Origin of the sequence: Catenibacterium sp. CAG:290, assembly GCF_000437715.1 — a bacterium.
Classification (GTDB): Bacteria; Bacillota_I; Bacilli_A; order Erysipelotrichales; family Coprobacillaceae; genus Catenibacterium; species Catenibacterium mitsuoka_A.
In genome coordinates, this window is the sequence record NZ_FR898760.1 from 15144 (window position 1) to 36000 (window position 20857).

19 protein-coding genes and 2 tRNA genes are annotated in these 20857 nt (G+C 32.7%); 17 read left to right on the plus strand and 4 right to left on the minus strand.

The window, feature by feature from the left end; genetic code table 11:
• The first annotated feature begins 47 nt into the window (after positions 1-47).
• Together proS and QVO42_RS00355 are read left to right on the plus strand one after the other, a co-directional pair.
• Complete coding sequence (proS, locus tag QVO42_RS00350) at positions 48-1487, plus strand: proline--tRNA ligase (RefSeq protein ID WP_022424214.1); 1440 nt, start codon at positions 48-50, stop codon at positions 1485-1487.
• 275 nt (positions 1488-1762) lie between these two features.
• The gene (locus tag QVO42_RS00355) at positions 1763-4696 is read left to right on the plus strand and encodes an LTA synthase family protein (protein WP_022424215.1); all 2934 of its coding nucleotides are present in this window, start codon (positions 1763-1765) and stop codon (positions 4694-4696) included.
• A 9-nt stretch (positions 4697-4705) separates the two neighbouring features.
• Here QVO42_RS00355 and QVO42_RS00360 read toward each other — a convergent pair whose 3' ends face one another.
• Entirely contained in the window at positions 4706-5284 is a 579-nt protein-coding gene (locus QVO42_RS00360) for a pentapeptide repeat-containing protein (RefSeq protein WP_022424216.1), read from the minus strand.
• A 77-nt stretch (positions 5285-5361) separates the two neighbouring features.
• On the opposite strand from QVO42_RS00360, the gene QVO42_RS00365 reads away from it, so the two are divergent.
• Genes QVO42_RS00365 through QVO42_RS00385 form a run of 5 tightly spaced genes read left to right on the plus strand, consistent with a single transcriptional unit; the run spans position 5362 to position 8270 of the window.
• Positions 5362-6189, plus strand: coding sequence for a pyridoxamine kinase (locus QVO42_RS00365; RefSeq protein ID WP_022424217.1), 828 nt, complete (start codon positions 5362-5364; stop codon positions 6187-6189).
• Between the two features lies 1 nt (position 6190).
• Positions 6191-6835, plus strand: a complete 645-nt coding sequence (locus QVO42_RS00370; RefSeq protein WP_022424218.1) for a TatD family nuclease-associated radical SAM protein — start codon at positions 6191-6193, stop codon at positions 6833-6835.
• Between the two features lie 2 nt (positions 6836-6837).
• Positions 6838-7572, plus strand: coding sequence for a tyrosine-protein phosphatase (locus QVO42_RS00375; protein ID WP_022424219.1), 735 nt, complete (start codon positions 6838-6840; stop codon positions 7570-7572).
• A gap of 50 nt (positions 7573-7622) precedes the next feature.
• Complete coding sequence (locus QVO42_RS00380) at positions 7623-8000, plus strand: MG284/MPN403 family protein (protein WP_022424220.1); 378 nt, start codon at positions 7623-7625, stop codon at positions 7998-8000.
• Positions 8001-8045: 45 nt separating this feature from the next.
• Positions 8046-8270, plus strand: a complete 225-nt coding sequence (locus tag QVO42_RS00385; protein WP_022424221.1) for an acyl carrier protein — start codon at positions 8046-8048, stop codon at positions 8268-8270.
• Between the two features lie 31 nt (positions 8271-8301).
• Here QVO42_RS00385 and QVO42_RS00390 read toward each other — a convergent pair whose 3' ends face one another.
• Positions 8302-9930 (minus strand): putative polysaccharide biosynthesis protein, encoded by a 1629-nt coding sequence (locus QVO42_RS00390; RefSeq protein ID WP_288163499.1) that lies wholly within the window; start codon positions 9928-9930, stop codon positions 8302-8304.
• Positions 9931-10097: 167 nt separating this feature from the next.
• Here QVO42_RS00390 and pyrF point away from each other — a divergent pair, with 167 nt between their 5' ends.
• The 9 genes from pyrF to QVO42_RS00435 all read left to right on the plus strand — a co-directional run bounded on the left by pyrF (position 10098) and on the right by QVO42_RS00435 (position 19426).
• Positions 10098-10802, plus strand: coding sequence for an orotidine-5'-phosphate decarboxylase (gene pyrF, locus QVO42_RS00395; protein ID WP_022424223.1), 705 nt, complete (start codon positions 10098-10100; stop codon positions 10800-10802).
• Between the two features lie 2 nt (positions 10803-10804).
• Positions 10805-11443 (plus strand): orotate phosphoribosyltransferase, encoded by a 639-nt coding sequence (gene pyrE, locus QVO42_RS00400; RefSeq protein WP_022424224.1) that lies wholly within the window; start codon positions 10805-10807, stop codon positions 11441-11443.
• Between the two features lie 128 nt (positions 11444-11571).
• Positions 11572-12375, plus strand: a complete 804-nt coding sequence (locus QVO42_RS00405) for an ABC transporter permease (RefSeq protein ID WP_022424225.1) — start codon at positions 11572-11574, stop codon at positions 12373-12375.
• Between the two features lie 8 nt (positions 12376-12383).
• Entirely contained in the window at positions 12384-13202 is an 819-nt protein-coding gene (locus QVO42_RS00410; protein WP_022424226.1) for an ABC transporter ATP-binding protein, read from the plus strand.
• A 50-nt stretch (positions 13203-13252) separates the two neighbouring features.
• The gene (locus QVO42_RS00415) at positions 13253-15487 is read left to right on the plus strand and encodes a bifunctional glycosyltransferase family 2 protein/CDP-glycerol:glycerophosphate glycerophosphotransferase (RefSeq protein WP_022424227.1); all 2235 of its coding nucleotides are present in this window, start codon (positions 13253-13255) and stop codon (positions 15485-15487) included.
• Positions 15488-15581: 94 nt separating this feature from the next.
• The gene (locus tag QVO42_RS00420; protein WP_022424228.1) at positions 15582-16775 is read left to right on the plus strand and encodes a CDP-glycerol glycerophosphotransferase family protein; all 1194 of its coding nucleotides are present in this window, start codon (positions 15582-15584) and stop codon (positions 16773-16775) included.
• Entirely contained in the window at positions 16765-17862 is a 1098-nt protein-coding gene (locus QVO42_RS00425; RefSeq protein WP_022424229.1) for a CDP-glycerol glycerophosphotransferase family protein, read from the plus strand. The genes QVO42_RS00420 and QVO42_RS00425 overlap by 11 nt, the downstream gene beginning before the upstream one ends.
• A gap of 2 nt (positions 17863-17864) precedes the next feature.
• On the plus strand, positions 17865-18695 hold the full coding sequence (locus tag QVO42_RS00430; RefSeq protein WP_022424230.1) for a DUF975 family protein: 831 nt from the start codon (positions 17865-17867) through the stop codon (positions 18693-18695).
• Complete coding sequence (locus QVO42_RS00435) at positions 18695-19426, plus strand: CPBP family intramembrane glutamic endopeptidase (protein ID WP_022424231.1); 732 nt, start codon at positions 18695-18697, stop codon at positions 19424-19426. The genes QVO42_RS00430 and QVO42_RS00435 overlap by 1 nt, the downstream gene beginning before the upstream one ends.
• 79 nt (positions 19427-19505) lie before the next feature.
• Here QVO42_RS00435 and QVO42_RS00440 read toward each other — a convergent pair.
• Both QVO42_RS00440 and QVO42_RS00445 read right to left on the minus strand, forming a co-directional pair.
• Positions 19506-19583: transfer RNA gene (locus QVO42_RS00440), tRNA-Asp, on the minus strand.
• Between the two features lie 8 nt (positions 19584-19591).
• Positions 19592-19682 (minus strand) — tRNA-Ser (locus tag QVO42_RS00445).
• Positions 19683-20397: 715 nt separating this feature from the next.
• On the opposite strand from QVO42_RS00445, the gene QVO42_RS00450 reads away from it, so the two are divergent.
• Positions 20398-20694 (plus strand): hypothetical protein, encoded by a 297-nt coding sequence (locus tag QVO42_RS00450; RefSeq protein ID WP_022424232.1) that lies wholly within the window; start codon positions 20398-20400, stop codon positions 20692-20694.
• Positions 20695-20857: the final 163 nt, after the last annotated feature.

A 20857-nucleotide genomic window follows, 5' to 3' on the forward strand; every position in this document is an offset into this window, starting at 1 on the left:
TTTCACAAAAATAGTTATAATAATATCGTACAAGAGAGGAGAAAGTTATGGCAAAAAATAATATTAAAAATGATGCAATTACACCTAGAGACGTTGACTTTGCACAGTGGTATACAGATGTATGTCGTAAAGCAGAATTAATGGATTACTCAAGTGTAAAAGGATTCATTATTTATCGCCCATATGGTTATGCTTTATGGGAACAGATTCAGAGTTATATGGATAAGAGATTTAAGGAAACAGGACATCAGAATGTTTATATGCCAATGTTAATTCCTGAATCTCTATTAAATAAAGAAAAGGATCATGTAGAAGGATTTGCACCTGAATGTGCAGTTGTGACTAAAGGTGGTTTAGATGATTTAGAAGAACACTTAATTGTTAGACCTACTTCAGAAACATTATTCTGTGAACATTATGCTAAGATTGTAAATTCTTATCGTGATTTACCAAAGAAATATAACCAGTGGTGTTCAGTAGTAAGATGGGAAAAGACTACAAGACCATTCTTACGTGGTTCTGAATTCTTATGGCAGGAAGGTCATACAATTCATGCAACTGAAGAAGAAGCTCGTTCTGAAACATTAATGATGAGAGATATCTATGAAGAAACTGCAAAAGAATTACTTGCAATCCCAATGTTAACAGGGCGTAAGACAGAAAGAGAAAAGTTTGCAGGTGCAGAAGAAACTTATACTATTGAAGCATTAATGCATGATGGTAAGGCTCTTCAGTCTGGTACATCTCATTACTTTGGTCAGGGATTTGCGAAAGCATTCAATATGACATTCTTAGATAAGGATAACAAGTTAAAACATGTTTATCAGACATCTTGGGGTGTATCTACAAGATTGTTAGGTGCTATTATCATGGTTCATGGTGATGACAATGGTCTTGTATTACCACCTAGACTTGCTCCTACACAGGTTGTTATTATCCCTATTCAGCAGAAGAAGGCTGGAGTACTTGAAAAAGCAGATGAAATCGCTGAACAGTTAAAAGCAGCAGGTATGAGAGTAAGTGTAGACGCAAGTGATAAATCACCTGGATGGAAGTTCTCTGAAGCAGAAATGCGTGGTATTCCAGTACGTATTGAAGTAGGGCCTCGTGATATCGAAAATGGTCATTGTGTTGTTGTAAAACGTAACGATGGTGTCAAGACTCAGATGGACTTAGATGAAAACCTTCCACAGGCAATTCATGATACATTAGAAACAATTCATCAGGAAATGTATGATAAGGCAGCAGAATTCTTAAATAGCCATATCACTCGTGTTAATACTTTAGAAGAAGTAGGTCAAGTATTAGATGAAAAGGGTGGCTATGTCAAGATGAACTGGTGTGGTGAAGAAGCATGCGAATTAAAGATCAAAGAACTTTATCAGGCAACTTCACGTTGTATTGATGAACATGAAAAAGCAGACGGCGTATGTCCATGCTGTGGTAAAAAAGCAAAACATGTAGTTTATTTTGCAAGAGCATATTAATAAAATGAATCTCAACAAGAATTTGTTGGGATTTTTTATGTTTTTCAAATAGGTAACTTCTCAAGTCTAAGTTCTTTTTCTAAGTTTGTACTTTAACTTTGATATACTTGCAGGAAGATTAGAAATATTCCCAATGTTGATGATTTTTTCTAAGACATTATGGAAGTAGGGACAATTATGTCCCTTTTTTTCATGCATTTTTATTACATTGTTTAATGTTATTTTTTTGTTAAGATGATATAATATTTAGCGTTAGATAAAAAGGAGTAAATAATTTGAAAAAAACACATACAGCGCATCTATCTTTAATAATAGAGACTCTACTGATGCTTCTTGATCAGCTCTTTTGGACATCCCATGCAAAACATATCAATATAAGTAAAGTAGGTACTTTGATGAGTACCATCCAGGTCCAGCATATCATCACACTTATAGGGCTAGACCTTGTTATTATATCCTTAGGATATATTTATTCTAAAAAAGAAAATAGTCTTGCAGAAGCACTTAAACTATGGCTTTATACAGTTGTTGTAGGATTCATATCTGCAATCGTTTGTTTTTTACTTACAAAAAAAATAGATACAAATGCAATCTATTCAATCTTCTTACCAATAATTAGAAATGTATCACCTGTAATCACCGGTGTTATTCTCTCTTTGATTTGTTATCCATTTATGAAGAAGGTGAATTATAGCTATTTAAAATGGATTCTTTTAGCACTTCTTCTCTTACCAACATTAAGTGGTATTGACTCACTAGGATTAAGTGATGGATATAGTATCTCGTTCACATTTATATTATTTTATCTAGGTGTAATCGAAGCATCAGAAGAAAAACGTTTTTCAATCATTTCTTTAATTCTCCTTTGTTTAATGAATGTGCTATGTGTCACTATGATGCCATTATGTTCTAAGATTGTACATGGAGATATGTCCACTGCATTACGCTTTACTGCACCTACTTCATTCTTTGAAGTAATGATTGCTATTTATTTTGTTCGTCTTTTAAGAAATGTTCCATTCTTTAATAAATGGTCTTTTATACGCTATATTCCTATTGCTTCTCTTGTCTTAATTGGAGCAGGACGTTTAGAAAATATTGTATCCTGGAATGAAGATCTTGTAGGAACATCATTTAATAAACTGTTTAGACAAAGCGAATTAGAAGCTTTACTCATTGTCTTTGTCATCTTCTTAGTCACACTCCTTATTAAACAACTTCCACAGGTTAAAAGAATAGTTAAATCAATAGAAGAACATTTTAGTGACTTTGAATTAAGTGATGAATGGTTCACTAAAGAAACTCAACTGATTAAGCAGTATTTAAAGAATCATAGAATTAATATCATTATGCTGCTATGTGCTTACATTCTTTCTTTTGCATCATTTATCGCAATGAATACAAGTTACAATATTGAAATTAACGCGATAGAAACATATAACATTTTTTGGTATACATTCTTCGCAAGACAATTCTTTGTCTTGCTTAATACACTCATGCTTGTCTTAATAGCGCGTTTCCTTATGGCTATCACAAGACATTATTGGGTATCTGTCTTAGTTACTGGTTTTGCTCAGATTGTAATTACTGTAGCCAATCGCTTAAAGATTATTTATCGTGAAGAACCAATTATTCCAGGAGACCTTGCAATGATTAAAGCCTGGAAGAGTTTACTGGGAATGATGGGTAAAAATATCATTATTGCAAGTATTGCATTAGTCGTTTTAGTCGTTATTTTGATTATTTATTTAGAAAAGAAGCATCCTCATGCTATTCATATGACTCTTAAAAAGAGTATCATCTGGGTACTTGTAACCTCTATATTCTTTAGTGGTACACTTCTTTTTAATCATGATGGCTCTTATGTTAATGCATTAATGCGTGATTTAGGAGATCAGCCTTATTTCTTTAATCAGCTATTTGGTGCAAAGGTCAATGGTCCTCTTTTACAGTTCCTCAATAATATTGATGTTTCTGTTATGGATGACCCAGAAAACTATAGTAAAGAAACAATGATACAAATCTATAAGAAATATGCACAAGAATCTGCAAGAATTAATAGGAGAAGAAGAAATGACTGGGATGATCAGATTGTAATCATGGGCTTATCTGAAAGTTTTGCGGATCCATATCGTATTCCTGAACTTACTCTTGCAAATGATCCTATTCCTTATATTAGAAGTTTAATGAAAACAACAACTTCAGGACTTATGTATAGTACAGGTTATGGAGGAGGAACAGCGAATATGGAATATATGGCTTTAACTGGTTTAAACCAAGGGTTTTTCTCTGCTGCTTTAACACCTTATACGCAACTTGTTACAACGCAAAATCAAGCCTATGCTTTTTCTCGTCTATTTAATCAGGCGGTAGCGATTCATCCATATATTGGTGTTTATTATAGTCGTCAAACAGTTTATCAAAACTTTGGTTTTAATAAGTTCATGTATTTAGGGTCTAAATATCCAATCAAACATCAATCTTCTATTGATCGCAGTGCTTATTTATCAGATGAAACAGCCTATGCAAATACTATAGATGAAATTTTAGATTCTCAAGGTAGTAAATTCATTAACCTTGTCACTATGCAGAACCATTTACCATATGACAACAATTACTATAACGGTAAAGAAAAATATGCAGCAAGTGGTAATGCAGTCACTAACGACTATGTTAGAGGAATGGTTGAAGAATATGTGATGGGGCTTCACTATACAGATGAAGCAGTGAAGAACTTTATTGAAAAGATAGATAGTATTAACAAGCCTATTACATTTGTCTTCTATGGTGATCATTTACCTGGCATTTATTGGGATACAAACAATAATAATATTCTTCATCAGACAGATTATTTTATCTATTCTAATAGATATGCAAGAAGACATCTTGGTAGAAGAATCTATAGACAATATGATCTTGTAGCACCTACTGATTTCATGTCTCTTGTACAAAAACAAACCTTAACTAAAACAACACCTTATAGTGCATTATTAGAAAAGGTTCTAGATGAATTACCTGTTATAACTACAAAAGCCGCAGCAGGTTCTAAAGAAGAATCTGATGCAGCTATGATTAATGATAATGGAGAATTGATCAAATATGATGATCTCTCATCATCACAAAAAGAATTATATAATGACTATAAGCTTGTCCAATATGATATGACAGCAGGAAATAATTACCTTGAGAATATGAATTTCACTCGATGAGGCATTTCATTATGCCTCTTTTATTTTGATGTTTAGTAAGTGTATAAAAGCAGATGCTTGCATTTCATCAATGATAGCACCACTTACATCCTGAGGAGTTGCTTCAATTGCTTCTATTAGACATGTAGATAAATCAATGTTTTTAAGTGGCGCATGAAGAAACGATGTTTGAATCATTCTGCATTCCTTATATTTTGTCTTATTCATCGTAGTATCTTGAAATATAGCCTGACTCAAATCACATTGATTAAATAGTGTCTCCTTATTTCTCATACAAGAGAAGTTCGCAAAATGACATAAACAATCATTAAATATAACCTGATCAAAGCTAGACTCAGAAAAATCACTTCCTAATAACTTGCAATTATTAAACTGCACCTGTCTAAACATACAATTATTAAATTTGATATTCGATAAATCACATTGATTAAACACTGTCTGATAAAAATAACAATTCTCAAACACAATATCCTGTGTTGTAATATTGTTGAAATGACATTGATGGAAATCACTTTGTCTATATGTTTCTTCTATCAGCCAATTATTCTCATATGTTTGATTTATTAACTTATTTTCATTAAAATCCATTTCCTTCACCTCATCTCTATTATATCTTTATTGAAAAAAAGTGTCGATATGATAAAATACTTGTACGAGGTAAGACTATGAGACAAAAAAGAATGGCTTTAATTAATGACATAACAGGCTTTGGAAGATGTTCTATTGCGGTTATGGCACCAATTATATCAACTATGCGTATTCAGGCTGTACCAGTACCTACAGCTATATTATCAACCCATACGCAGTTTCCTGTATATCACTTTGATGATTATACTAAACATATGCCTGAATATATTCAGACATATAAGGATTTGAAACTAGAATTTGATGGTATTGCGACTGGTTTTCTAGGTTCAAAGGAGCAGGTAGAAATCGTTATTGATTTCATTCAATCCTTTAAACGTAAAGAAACATTCGTATTAGTAGATCCAGTTATGGGAGACCATGGACATTTATATGCGACATATAGTAAAGAAATGGCAGAGAGTATGAAGAACCTTGTTCATTATGCAGATATTCTCACACCTAACCTGACAGAACTCGTGACACTACTTGATCGTGACTATCCTGAAGTCATTCCTTCCAAAGAGGAATTAGGACAAATGTGTCATGAACTTTCATTAAAGGGACCACAGATGATTGTAGTAACAGGAATACCAATAGATGCCTCACATATCATGAATTTCATTTATGATCATGGTAAAACGTCAAGTATTATTGTGGATCGTATTGGGCCAGATCGTAGTGGAACAGGGGATGTCGTATCAAGTGTTATTGCAGGAGGCTATTTAAATAATCATTCTTTTTATGAATGTGTTAAAAAAGCAACTGAATTCTCGTCTCAATGTATCGCCTATAGTGAAGAAATAGGCACACCAACTTATTATGGCTTATGCTTTGAACAATATTTAAGTGAATTAGGAGATTTCTAACATGACTATTTTATATACACTTTATAAAAATACTTATATTGATCTTTCACATTTAGACTCTACTAAGGGAGTTACATGCTATGTGAATACAACAAATCGTTGTCCATGTGCATGTACATTCTGTTTAAGACAAACTAAAGAGATGATGGAAAATAACTCTTTATGGTTAAAAGAAGAACCTTCTAAAGAAATGATTATTGAAGAGTTTAAGAAATACAATCTCAATGATTTTAAAGAAATCGTCTTTTGTGGATTTGGTGAACCAATGGAAAGATGGGATGATATCAAAGAAGTCATTGATTATATCCGTTCTGTTAAGAAGGATATGAAGATTCGTATTAATACGAATGGTTTAGCTAATGATATTTATGGTAGAGATGTTACTCCAGAATACAAAGGACGTTTTGATACAGTCTCTATCTCATTAAATGCCCCTACAAAAGAAGAATTCCTAGAATTGACACGTTCTAAGTTTGGTATTTCTTCTTTTGATGATATGCTTGATTTCGCAAAGAAATGTAAGGCTTATGTACCAAATGTTGTATTAACTGTTGTTGATATTATTGGTGAAGAAAAGATTGAAGCATGTCAGAAAATTACAGATGAAATAGGTGTTACTTTAAGAGTAAGACCTTTTGAGGAGTAAATATGCAATATATGACAAGTGAAGAGCGTTTAATCGCTCTAGATAAGATGACAAATACAAGAGATCTAGGTGGATATGAAACACAGGAAGGCTATTATACAAAAAGCCATCATTATATCCGTGCATCTTCACCCGCCAATGCGACTGAAGGAGATCTAGAAAAGCTTTATGATTATGGTGTACGTGTGACTATTGATTTACGTTCTGATTTTGAAAAAGAAGCACAGCCATCACCATTCAAAGACTATCGTGATGTAGAAAATATTGAAATCAATTTAATGGATGATGCAGTCGTTAAGGTCGTACCAAGTGAAGTAAAAGAATATAAAGATCTTGGTGGTGTGTATATTTATATGTTAGAAGCACATCAGAAGCAGATTAAAGCTGTCTTTGATGTCTTTAAGGATCATTTATATGAAGGTGTTTTATTCCATTGTAGTGCTGGTAAAGACCGTACAGGTATTATTGCAGCATTATTACTAGAACTTGCAGGATGTTACGATCATGATATCGTTAAGGATTATAGTGAATCTTATGCCAATAACCATGAAATCATAGAAGCACTTAAAGAAATGATGGATGAAGATACAGAAAACTTCCTTACATCTTCACCACGTTATATGATGATCTTCTTAGATTATCTAAGAGAACATTATGGCAGTGCCAAGGCTTATTTATACCATATCGGTATGTCTGAAGAAGATATTGAAGATATTAAACAATCTTTTATCATTTAATGAGAAAAAACACTTCTTATAAGGTATATACCTATAGGAGGTGTTTTTTTATGAACAAGAAAGAAAAAATCAGAATCATTAGATTATTACTTAAACAATATGAGAAAGATAAAAATATACTTAACTCATTAAACCAGGCTAACTTATATCCTTCAATTAACTATGAAGATTACTATCAAACTTCATCGTCCTCTAAAGAAGATTATTTACTTCATAGAATACAATTAAAACAGGAACTTACTAAACGAATTATATTTATTGAAAAATCTCAATCTATTATTGGTGATGAGTATTATCATATTATACTAGAAGACTATTTCTATGAACATAAACATTGGTGGAAGACATATTATTCCCGTGCTACGTATTATCGCCGACAAGAAGCAGCTATTAATGCATTTTTTGATTATGTGACAAGTATATTGTAATTGTGGGGAAAATTGCGTTATAATTAGTGTTGTGAGGTGAACAACATGAATTATTTCGATAAAATCAAAGAAGCTTTAAGCAGTAAATTAAAAGGCCAGGAACTTACATTAGATTCTAACCTAAGAGATTTAGGTATTGATTCTCTTGATGTTGTAGATTTAATTATGGACTTAGAAGAAGAATTAGGAATTGAATTCTCTGATGAGGAATTAATGTCTATTCATACAATGAAAGATGTATGTGATTTAATCGATAAAAAGAAGGCATAAGAAAAATCCAGACAAAGGTGTCTGGATTTTTTTAAGCTTTGTTTTTAAATAGTTTACGAATAATCTTATCTACATAAGGCACACCACTCAACATTTCTAAATGATCCTTGAAGATAAATAGAATACTGAAGAAGTAAACAACTACACCTACCATTATTGCAAGAATAAGTGGAATAAAGACACGGTGGAACACCTTGAAAAGTAGATAATATGAACCATAGGCACATGCACCCATTAAAATAGAAGCAACTAATGGTAATAAGACAGCTGTCTTAAAATTAACATGATAACCTACTAATTTATTAAGTGCATATTGGTTACTTACACACATCTGTAAAGCATAAAGCATAGTTCCAATAACAAGTAAATAAATACCTACATCTAGGAATTGTGATGGTACTAATACAAGCATTAATACTAAAATGACAACATGGACAACTAAAGCTTTAGCTGCGTTTCTTAAAGGGACTTTAACTGCCCCAATTGCTTGTAAGATACCGTTAGATAAAGTAGATAAACCATAAAGGACAATTGCAGGAGCACCTAGAGTCAATGCGGTAGATGCAATCTTTAATGTCTTAGGCTGTGGGAAGATTAATCCCATTACAGGATAAGCAAGTACCCCCATCCCCACAGCAGCAGGAATTAAAATAAGCATAGTAATAAAAGTACTATTTTTAATATTTGCACGTACTTCTTTTAAATCTTTTAATGCATATGAACTAGAAATAGCTGGAATAGTAGCTGTACTCATGGCACTTGCGAGAGCGACAGGAACATTCATCAACACAACAAATTTACCTGCATAAACACCATAGAGTTTAACAACATCAATCAGTGCTACATCACGTGCCTGCATAATACCATAGAAGATAAACATATCGATAGTAGAAACAAGGTTATAGATACATGTAGAAATAATGATTGGTGTGACTATATTTAAAATAGAACGGAAGATGGCTTTGCCTGATTGTACACGAGGATCTGCGTCTGTTTCATCAATCATATGTCTGCCTTTTCTAAGGTAAACACATACCATATAGATAAGAGCAATAAGAACACCAAATCCAGTACCTAAGGCACTTCCTCCGGCACCACGACTTGCTAGTAATGTATGATTATTAGCATATGGCTGAATAAATAAATAAGCAGCACCAACAGAAACAACAGCATTCAACATTTGTTCAATAATCTGTGAGACTGATGTATAAACAGTTGTAGAATAAGCTTGGAAATAACCTCTTAATACACCTACTAAACCAGATAAGAAAATAGTAGGACATAAAATTCTTAATGCGAATACTGCATTCTCAGTCACAATCCAAGGGGCTAAGATAAATGTAAGCAAGGCAGCAGATCCACCTACGACAACAATATAGATCAGTGCACATTTAAAAATCTTACGGGCATTATTATACTGGCGAAGAGCGAGTTTCTCACTGATTAGCTTAGAAATAGCTGTAGGAATACTGTAAGAAGAAATAAGTAATACCATCGCATAGATGTTATATGCTGTAGAGTAATACCCATTTCCTTCATCACCAATTAAAGCGGTTAATGGACTTCTATATAAGACACCGATAATACGAACAAGTATACCAGCGAGTGCAAGGATAGAAGCCTGCTTAACAATCGATTTAGATTTGTTCAAAATATTCACTCCTTATAAAAATCTTTCATTTTTAATTTATATCATTTTTATATGGTTATTACAATATATTCACCAAAACATCTACTAAGTTTTTATAATAATATTTTTAAAAATCTCCCAGGTTTATACGTTTTATGATATACTTCATAGAGAATAAAAAAATTGGAGGGTAGTTTATGACTAAAAGCAGAGTAATTATTGCACTCGATTTCAAAAACAAAGCTGATGTTCTTGAATTCCTAGATAAATTTGATGAACCGCTCTTTGTGAAGGTAGGTATGGAACTCTTCTATGGAGAAGGACCTGCAATCATTCAAGCTATCAAAGAAAGAGGACATTCAATCTTCTTAGACTTGAAATTACATGATATTCCTCATACAGTAAAGATGGCTATGAAAAACTTAGCACGTCTTGATGTTGATATCGTTAATGTTCATGCATCAGGTTCTAAGGCTATGATGCAGGCTGCAATTGAAGGTTTAGAAGAAGAAAAGGGCAAGGATCGTCCTTTATGTATTGCAGTTACATGTCTTACTTCTTTAAGCCAGGAAGTACTAGATGATGAATTATGTATTCATGAACCTATTCAGGATGTCGCAATCAGATGGGCTAAGAATGCGAAAGAAGCAGGACTTGATGGTGTTGTATGCTCACCATTAGAATCTAAAGGTATTCATGATGCAGTAGGAGAAGACTTCTTAACAGTGACTCCAGGTATCAGACTTGCAAGTGATGCAAAGGATGACCAGAAGCGTGTGACTACACCAGCCATGGCTAAAGATATGACTTCTAGCTATATTGTAGTAGGTCGTACAATTACTAAGGCAGCTGATCCAGTAGCTGCTTATAAAGAAGTATTTAATCAATTTCAAGGAGAATAATAATGAGTAGAGAAGAATTAATTGCGAAAGATTTATTAAGTATCAAGGCTGTATTCTTAAGCCCTGATGAACCATTTACTTGGGCTTCAGGTATTAAATCACCAATCTATTGTGATAATAGATTAACTTTATCTTATCCAGAAGTAAGAAATGATATCGAAAAAGGTTTAGCTGAATTAGTTCAGGAAAACTATCCTGATTGTGAAGTATTAATGGGTACTTCAACTGCTGGTATTGCACATGCTGCATTAGTGGCTGATATCTTAAATAAACCTATGGGATATGTACGTGGTTCAAATAAGTCTCATGGACGTCAGAACCGTATTGAAGGTGCTGTAAGAGAAGGAATGAAGGTTGTAGTAGTAGAAGACTTAATTTCTACTGGTGGATCTTCTTTAGAAGTAGTAGATGCATTAAGAGAAGCTGGATGTGAAGTATTAGGACTAGTTGCTATTTTCACTTATGGCTTAAAGGATTCTATCAAGAACTTTGCAGATAAGGATTGTCATTTCGTAACTTTATCTAACTATGATGCTCTTCTTCCTGTTGCTGTAGAACATAACTACATTAAAGAAGAAGCATTAGAAAAGCTAAAAGCATGGAAAGTTGATCCACATGATGAAAGCTGGATGACTAAATAATTCATCTAGGAGGGGATATCCCTCCTTTTTTTTTACGTATAAATAAAGTATAATAAAAAAGGCTAATATTGCTTTTTGAAGTATAATGCTGTATAAATATTAAGATAGATTATTAAGGAGGATCCAACGTGTTAGAGGCTGTAAAATATGTAATCAAAGAAAACAGCGAGAACTTATTTCGTATTTATTCTATTTCGAAATATGAAGTACTAGCTGACATGCGTGATTCAAAGTTAGGATTATTCTGGAACTTTGCAAATCCAATTATCCAGGTATTAACATATTGGTTTGTATTTGGATTAGTATTAAATCGTAAGTCAGTAGATGGTATTGAATATATCTGGTGGATGCTTGGAGGTATGGTCGTATGGTTCTTTATTTCTCCATGTATTACTGCAGGATGTAATGCTATCTTCTCTAAAATAAATATTATTACTAAAATGAAATTCCCAGTCAGTGTCCTTCCAGCAACAGTGGTATTATCTAAACTATTTGACCACTTCTGCTTGATGTGTATATTGACAATATTATTCTGCTTTGCTGGTTATTATCCATCATTACATTGGGTAGGACTTATTTATTATTGTTTCTGTGGTGTTGTCTTCTCTATTTCTTTATCAATGACAACATCTGTCCTCAATATGCTTGCACGTGATACAAGAAAGCTAGTGCTTGCTATTATGCGTTTGTTATTATACATGACTCCAATCCTATGGAATGTAAAGAACCTTCCATCTATTCTACAGAGAATCATGCTAACTAACCCTATTTATTATATTGTTCAGGGCTATCGTGACTGTTTCTTCTATCATCGTGGAATTATGTATTATAAATATTCTGCTTTCTGTTTCTGGGCTATTACGGTTTTCTTATTTATATTTGGAAGCTGTATTATGTATAAATTCAAATCTAAGTTTGTAGACTTTATTTAGGAGGCATTATGGATTCAAATATCGCAATTGAAGCACGTCATGCTTCTAAAATATATGAACTAAGATCTAAAGAGAAAAAAAGCGATGTCAAGTTTTATGCCCTCAAGGATTTAAACTTTGAAATCAAGAAAGGACAGGTTGTAGGTATTCTAGGAACAAATGGTTCTGGTAAATCAACTATGTCCATTATTCTTGCAGGGATCTGTGATCCTGATGAAGGTGAAATCATTGTAAATGGGACACAGGCTTTGATTGCTATTAATACTGGATTAAATGCACAGTTGACAGGACTGGAGAATATTGAATTAAAGGGTGCTTTATTAGGCCTTTCTAAAAAGCGTATTGAAGAGATTAAAGAAGGTGTTATTAATTTCGCAGAAATTGGTGACTTCCTTTACCAGCCTGTAAAGAAATATTCATCAGGTATGAAATCGAGACTTGGTTTCTCAATTAACCTTTGTCTTGATCCAGATATTATGATTGTCGATGAAGCATTAAGTGTCGGTGATAAAGGTTTTGCTGAAAAATGTCTGAATAAGATGACTGAATTAAAAGAACAGGGTAAAACAATTATCTTTATTTCACATAACTTAAGACAGGTAAGATCATTTTGTGATAGTGCTATGTGGATTGAAGGCGGTATGCTTCGTGAATATGGTGATATTGATGAAGTATGTGATCATTATGCTGACTATGTAGAGTACTACAATCATTTATCCGCAAAAGAGAAAAGGAAAGTACGTGATGAGAAATTCGCAAAGCGTGTGATTCCAAATTCTCATCGTACACTAGGTGATAAGCTCTTTGCTGCTATTAAGACAAGATAAACAAAGGGCAGGGGAACCTGCCCTTTTAAATAGAGAAAGGAAGTAAAGTTATGAAATTATCAATTATCATACCATTTAATCGTTATATACATTATTTGTATGACTGCTTAGAAAGTATCAAGGATCAGAATTTGACTGATTATGAAGTGCTTCTAGTAGTAGATGCTATTGAAGATGTAAAGGATAAGATCCACAAATATGATTTACCTATTACTCTTATTGAATCTGGTGAAGCAACAGTAGGTAAAAAGAGAAATATGGGTCTTAATCTTGCTAAGGGAGATTATGTTTATTTCTTAGATAGTGATGACTATGTATTGCCTAACTGTCTAAATGCTTTAATAGAAGAAGCACAAAAATCTAATAATCAAGTTGTTGCTGGTAAAAGAATGGTTTCATGGTTCAAGAAACAGGTTTTTGAAACAATGAGCGATGAAACAAATATTGAAAGAAACTTAAAAGACAAGGATCATGATCGTCTTGAAAAAGTGGAAAGAAAACAAGAAGAACATGCTTACGATAATGAACCAGAACAGTTCAAGATTGATCTCCTTATTCGTACAAGACATGCATTAAGAAATGTATCATGCTTAAACCTTCTTATTAAACGTTCACTTATTGAAGACAATGATATTTCTTTTAAAGAAGAATTCTTCTGGTATACAGATGCACCATTTGTAGTTGAACTATTAAAATATACAAATGATGTTTCTTTTGTAGAAGATGCTATTCTAGTCAAACGTAAACATAATGACCCAATCAATCGTCCTGCTTTATCCCAAATTAAGGATCCTGATGGTCGCTTTGATGAATTTATTGAAGCGCATAACTATTGCTTAGAGATTTCTAAGGATTATCCATCTATTCATTATTATATTAATGCGAAGATGGCTAACTACTTTACTAGTTTCTTTGCTAAAAAAGTCAGAAGAAGTGAAGATGATAAATGGAGAACAACACGTTTTGATACAATGGCCAAAGTTCTAACTCACATAGAACCAGAACTATTAAAGAAATCACTTTATCGTCGTAGTCTTTCTAAAGCATGTATGAATCATGACTTAAAGAAAGCACAAAAAATCATTGCAGCTCACTTAGCTGGCGTTAAAGCCAAGAAGATCTTTAAGAATAAGAATGAAATGAATAAGTACTTGTATAGACATAAATATAAGAATGAACCTATTCAGAAAAATCTTATTATGTTTGAAACATTCCGTGGGGCAAGCTACGCAGACTCACCAAAATATATTTATGAATATTTGGCTAAGAACTTCCCCGGACAGTATGAATTTGTCTGGGTACTTAATGACACGAAGACAAAACTCCCATATGGTGGAACAGTAGTTAAACGTATGACACGTAAATATGCTTACTATCTTGCTGTATGTAAATACTTCGTATTTAATACAAGACAGCCATTATGGTATCGTAAAAGAGAAGGACAGGTCTTCCTAGAAACCTGGCATGGCACACCACTTAAACGTCTAGCCTTTGACCAGGAAGAAGTGACTGCAGCTTCTCCTACATATAAAGCACAGTTCTATCGTCAGAAACAGGAATGGGACTATCTCATTGCACCTAATGCATTTTCTAGTGAAATATTCAAGAGCTGCTTTATGTATAAGGATGAAGGAGATACGATGTTAGATACAGGTTATCCTAGAAATGACTTACTCTCTGATCCTCATAAAGAAGAAATTGCGAAAGAATTAAAGAAAAAGGTTGGTATTCCATTAGATAAGAAAGTCATTCTCTATGCTCCTACATGGAGAGATGATGAATATTACGGTAATGGTGCTTATAAGTTCCAGTTAAAATTAAATCTTGAACAAATGAGAAAAGAACTAGGTGATGAATATGTCATTATCCTAAGAACACATTATTATATTGCGGATGTACTTGATTTAACTGGTTTAGATGGTTTTGCGTTTAATTTAAGTAAGTATGATGATATTACTGAAATCTATTTGATGAGTGATATTCTTATTACTGACTATTCAAGTGTTTTCTTTGACTTTGCGAACCTCAAACGTCCAATGTTATTCTATACATATGACTTAGATAAATATCGTGATGTATTAAGAGGCTTCTATATTAATATGGAAGAAGAACTTCCAGGCCCACTTGTATTCACTACAGATGAAGTTATTGATACAATTAAGCATATGGATGAAATCACTGAAAAATATGCAGATCGCTATGTAACATTCTATGACAAGTTCTGTGGCTGGGAAGATGGTCATTCTTCACAGAGAGTTGTTGAAACAGTATTTGAAAAGAATTAGCTTTCCTTTACAGGAAGCTTTTTCTTTTTATTGGTTTGATTGACTAGAACAGTCATTCTCACTATAATAGACCCTAATAAAGGAGAACTTCATCATGAAACTAATTAAGAAAATATTAGGTAAACTGATTCGTTTATTATATCGTCTCGTTTATCGCTTTATACCATGTGATGATCATACAATATTATTCATTTCATTCCATGGACGTGGCTATACAGACAACCCTAAAGCACTCCATCAATATATAACAGAACATCAAGAATATGCCTCTTATCGCTGTATCTATGCAATCAAGCATCATAAAGAAAAGAATCTCACTATTCCTAATGCTAAGATTATAGAATACTTCAGTATTCCTTATTTCTTCTATCTTGCAAGAAGCAAGTATTGGATTTCTAACTGTAAGCTTCCTAAATATGTATTAAAGAAGGATAACCAGGTCTATTTACAAACTTGGCATGGTACACCTTTAAAGAAGCTTGCTCATGATATTGAAGTGCCAGAAGGAACTACATTCTATCGCTCTGGTATGTCTGTAGAAGAAATGCGTGCCACTTATGATAATGATGTCTCAAAATACAACTATATGATTTCTCCGAGTGCCTTCACTACAGAAGTCTTCCAGACATCTTTTAGAATTAATAAGGAAAGATTAATTGAAACAGGCTACCCAAGAAATGATATATTATCTAACTATACAAAAGAAGATGTAGAAACTATTAAAAATAGAATGCATCTTCCTCACGATAAAAAGATCTTACTCTATGCACCTACATGGCGTGATAACTCATTTAATATGAAGGGCTATACATTTAAATTAGAAGTTAACTTCAAAAAATGGCAGGAAGTATTAGGGGATGAATATATTGTTGTATTTAAACCTCATTATTTGATTGTGAATGATTTTAACTTAGATGAAGTGAAAGACTTCGTTTATTATGTAGATCCTCAAGAAGATATTGCAGACTTATACTTAATTGCAGATGTTTTAGTGACTGACTATTCAAGTGTCTTCTTTGATTATGCAATATTAAAAAGACCAATCTATTTCTATATGTATGATTTAGAAAACTATCGTGATGAATTAAGAGGCTTCTATTTAGATATTTATAAGGATCTTCCAGGAGATGTGGTAGAAAATGAAGATACACTACTTGAGAAGATTCATATACATGATTTTGATTATGACCGTTTAAAAGGCTTCAATGAACGTTTTAATAATCATGAAGACGGACATGCCAGCCAGCGTGTTATAAATATATTACTAGGTGAACAGCATGGGGCTTAAGAAAATTGTATTAAACATCATTCTTTCATTCGTGAACATCTTTGTATCTCTTGTTCCTATTAAAAAGAATCAAATTGCGTTTGTTTCATTAGAAGACAATGTTTTAAGAGATGACTTCTTAGATATCTATAATCATCTTGATACATCTCATTATTCTATTAAGAAAGTACTCATTCATTATGATAAAAAATCAGTATGGAATGATTTCTTATATCTCCTTAACTGCATTAAACAGATTATTGTGATTAATACATCCCATATCGTACTCATTAATGACAATAACTATGTTGTCTCTCATTATAAGAGACAAGGTGTTAAGGTCATTGAAGTATGGCATGCCACAGGAGCTATTAAGAAGTTTGGAAATGCGATTAAAAGACAATATCCTATTAATAACTATGACTATGTTATTGCGAATAGTGATTATTGGGTAGAACCTTATTCTCTTGCTTTCTCTGTAGATAAAAACAACGTACTTGTAACAGGTATGCCACGTGTTGATCATTTATTTGATGAAACGTATAAAGAAGAAGCAAAAAAGAACTTCTATCTCAAGTATCCAAAAATAAAAAATAAGAAGATATTACTTTATGCACCTACATTTAGAGGAAATATTTATAAAGGATTTAAAGCGGTTGATCTTGATTCAAAGAAACTTATGTCTTTGCTGGATGAAGATACAGTTCTACTTTATAAATATCATCCACTTATGCATAATATCCCGATTGAAGAAGATGAACGTATATTTAATATGAATCATGAGAATACTTATGATTTATTTATTGTGAGTGATGCGCTTATTTCTGATTTTTCTTCTATTATCTTTGATTATTCTATTCTAGATAAGCCAATGTATTTCTATGTGCCTGATTTAAAGGAATATATGCATCATTTAGGATGTTTTGTAGACTATAAGAAGGAAATGCCTGGTCCATTATGTTATAATGAAGATGAATTAGGAGATGCAATACATTCTAATGAACGTTATGATATTAAACGATTTAAGACTAAGTTCTTTAAATATCAGGATGGAAAGAATGTAGAACGTGTCATCTCATTCATAGAACAGTTAATCAAGGAGGATTAATTATGAATATTTCAATGATTAAACAACGTGCAAGAGAAATTGCACGCGTCAACAAAGCAAGTTTATCACGCATCTGCTTGATCATAGGTGTTATTTCAGCACTCCCTAGCTTACTTGATTCGGGTAATGGGGTGATGTATATCATTTATTTGGTTATTTCAGCGTTAATACTTGCAGTAGAACAAGGACATGTTGTTGCAGGGCTTAAAGTTGTTACTGATCGTGAACAAGAATTATCTGATAATGATGGTGTCTATGGTCTAGTTAACTGGATTGAATACGTACCAACTTATCTTACAAAAGTACTTGTAAATTTTGTTATAATATCCATTTTTGTAGCATTTATTGTGGTATGCTCTCTTGGGTCTTTTGGTGGCTTATTTGCGCTATTAAGTGATCCTTATAGTGTTTCACCTGTTACCGGGGTTGTTTCAGGTCTTACAGCATTAAGTGCGATATTATTGTTTATATTGCTCTTTGTCTTCGCATTTGTAATGATCTGGGTTAATTTACGTATGTTTGCGATGACTTACTTACATCAGGAATATGGCATTAAAGGCTTTGGGGCGCTTAAGGAATCATTCACATTAATGAAAGGTCATTGCGTGGACTTATTATTAATCAATCTTTCATTTATTGGATGGATTCTTCTATGTGCCATCATTAGTGGTATGATTGGTGGCGTATTTGGTGATAATGGTATTGCAGGATTGACTGGTTCAATTCTAAGCGCGGCAGTAGCGGCTTATACATACCAGCCTGCTTATATTACTGTTCAGGCACTATTCTATAAAGAAATTGCTTATAAGTTCTATGATGAAGGGAGAATCTAATGAGACAAAAAATTGATCGTTTTACTAGAAGACTTTCAGGTCAGGAATTAGTACTTGGATGTCTGATTCTACTTCCTTTATTCTTTTATTGTAATAGTTATATTGGTAGTGCGATTGTAAAGTGGACAATCTTAACATTTAACCTTTCAATCACTTCAACGAATGCGAATATTTGGTTGAATTTTGTAGTAGATTTGATTACTGCACTTATTGCGGTCATTATCCTTAGAAAATTTATTATGCGTCAATGGAAAGACTTCATGAATAATAAGCTATCTATTATTGTTGCAGGATGTTTTCTAGGATTCTTCCTTAATATTTGTGCTAATGCGATTGGAAGTAGTATAGTTAAACTTTTTGTGGATCAATCATCAAGTGTGAATCAGCAGCAGGTAGAATCACTTACTAAAAGTATTCCTGCCATCATGTTCTTTGTGACAGGATTCTTAGCGCCAATAGGGGAAGAATTAATCTTTAGAGGCATTATTTTTACAGGTCTACGTAAATATAATAGATTCTTAGCTTATGTGGTCTCTGCCTTCTTATTTGGCTTTATTCATGTTATGAATTCAGTCTTTGCGGGTAATATCTTTGAAATGGTACAGATGATACCATATGCTTGCTCAGGACTAGTCTTTGCGTATATTTATGAAAGTACAGATAATATCTGGGCTTCTATTCTTACACATATGACAAACAATATATTTGCGTTATTAGTCATCTTATTCTAAACGAAAATGCCAGACAATGTCTGGCATTTAAAGTATATATAAATAAAAAAACACTTCCGAAGAAGTGTTAAATTACAAATGGCGGTCTGGACGGGGCTCGAACCCGCGACCTCCGCCGTGACAGGGCGGCATTCTAAACCAACTGAACTACCAGACCATTTGCAATGGCGCAGACAGAGGGATTTGAACCCTCGCGCAGGTTACCCCACCTACTCCCTTAGCAGGGGAGCCTCTTCAGCCTCTTGAGTATGTCTGCATCGGACTGCGTACTTAATATACCATATAGATTTAGGGCATGCAAGCATTTTTTGCATAAAAATCATAAATCTAAAGTGAAAAGTTAAATTCCACTTTAGGCATTATGAATTCATCATCAAAATATGTGCATTATATACAAAAGCACTATTCATTTTCCCAAAAAAACATTATGATAAAATTATAAATATGATTGATTAATAATAAAAGCATATTTAAAAGAGAGGAGGTATAAAGCATTTTTTCAATCATAATAAATTTATTAAACAATTTCGCTTTTTTTAGTAAATTGTTGCTTTACGTTAACTTATTCAAAAAAATCCCATAACAATACTTGGAATATGCTTCCTTAATTGAAGTGGGCATAGGTATAGCTCTTATCATTTTGATACTGAAGATTTCTGTGTCCACAATCATTCTAAGAATCACAGATGCCATCTCTTCAATGTTTACTTTTCCAGTTTCATATGAAGTAGAAAATCTGATGTTAAGCTAAATTTGATGATCTAGTAGCAACATTTTTCTTGAACTTAGCGAATAATTTTAAAAATGGAATTTTATCAATTTACTTTGTGGAAACTGATAAGAAAAACACTTATGAGAATTTAATACAGATAAAAAATACATTTTCAGATATAAAAGCAATTGAAATTATAGATGACACACAAAGCAGAGCAATATATCCGCAATTATTTTGGTAAAGGGAGTAAACTTATATGTTGAAAATCAGACGATTATTATTATCTTTTGTACTTTTAATATTTAATATTATTAATTTTTCAGTGTTACTAAGCAATATTGATGATGATTATACAAATATTTTTATTACATTATTTTATTTATTTTTAAGTTATCTTGTATATAAAGAATGGAAATATACACCTGTAGTCGCTGTTATAGGATATTTTGTTTGTGTGTGGTTATCTAGTACATTTGGAATAGCTTGGTTTGGTTGGTTTGGATTACATATTGGTTTAACAATATTGCTGATAATACTTTTTGAAATGAAATAGTTATAATGGAAAGAACTTATGCAGAAAACAACGAAAAAGGGGACTGTAACGAGCAATAAATAAAGGTAATTTAAAATAATTAGGTGTTTCCTAAATTTTAATGATAATCAAACATGAGCACCACAACGGCAATGTCATTAAGTTAATAATGCTAGAATTTAAG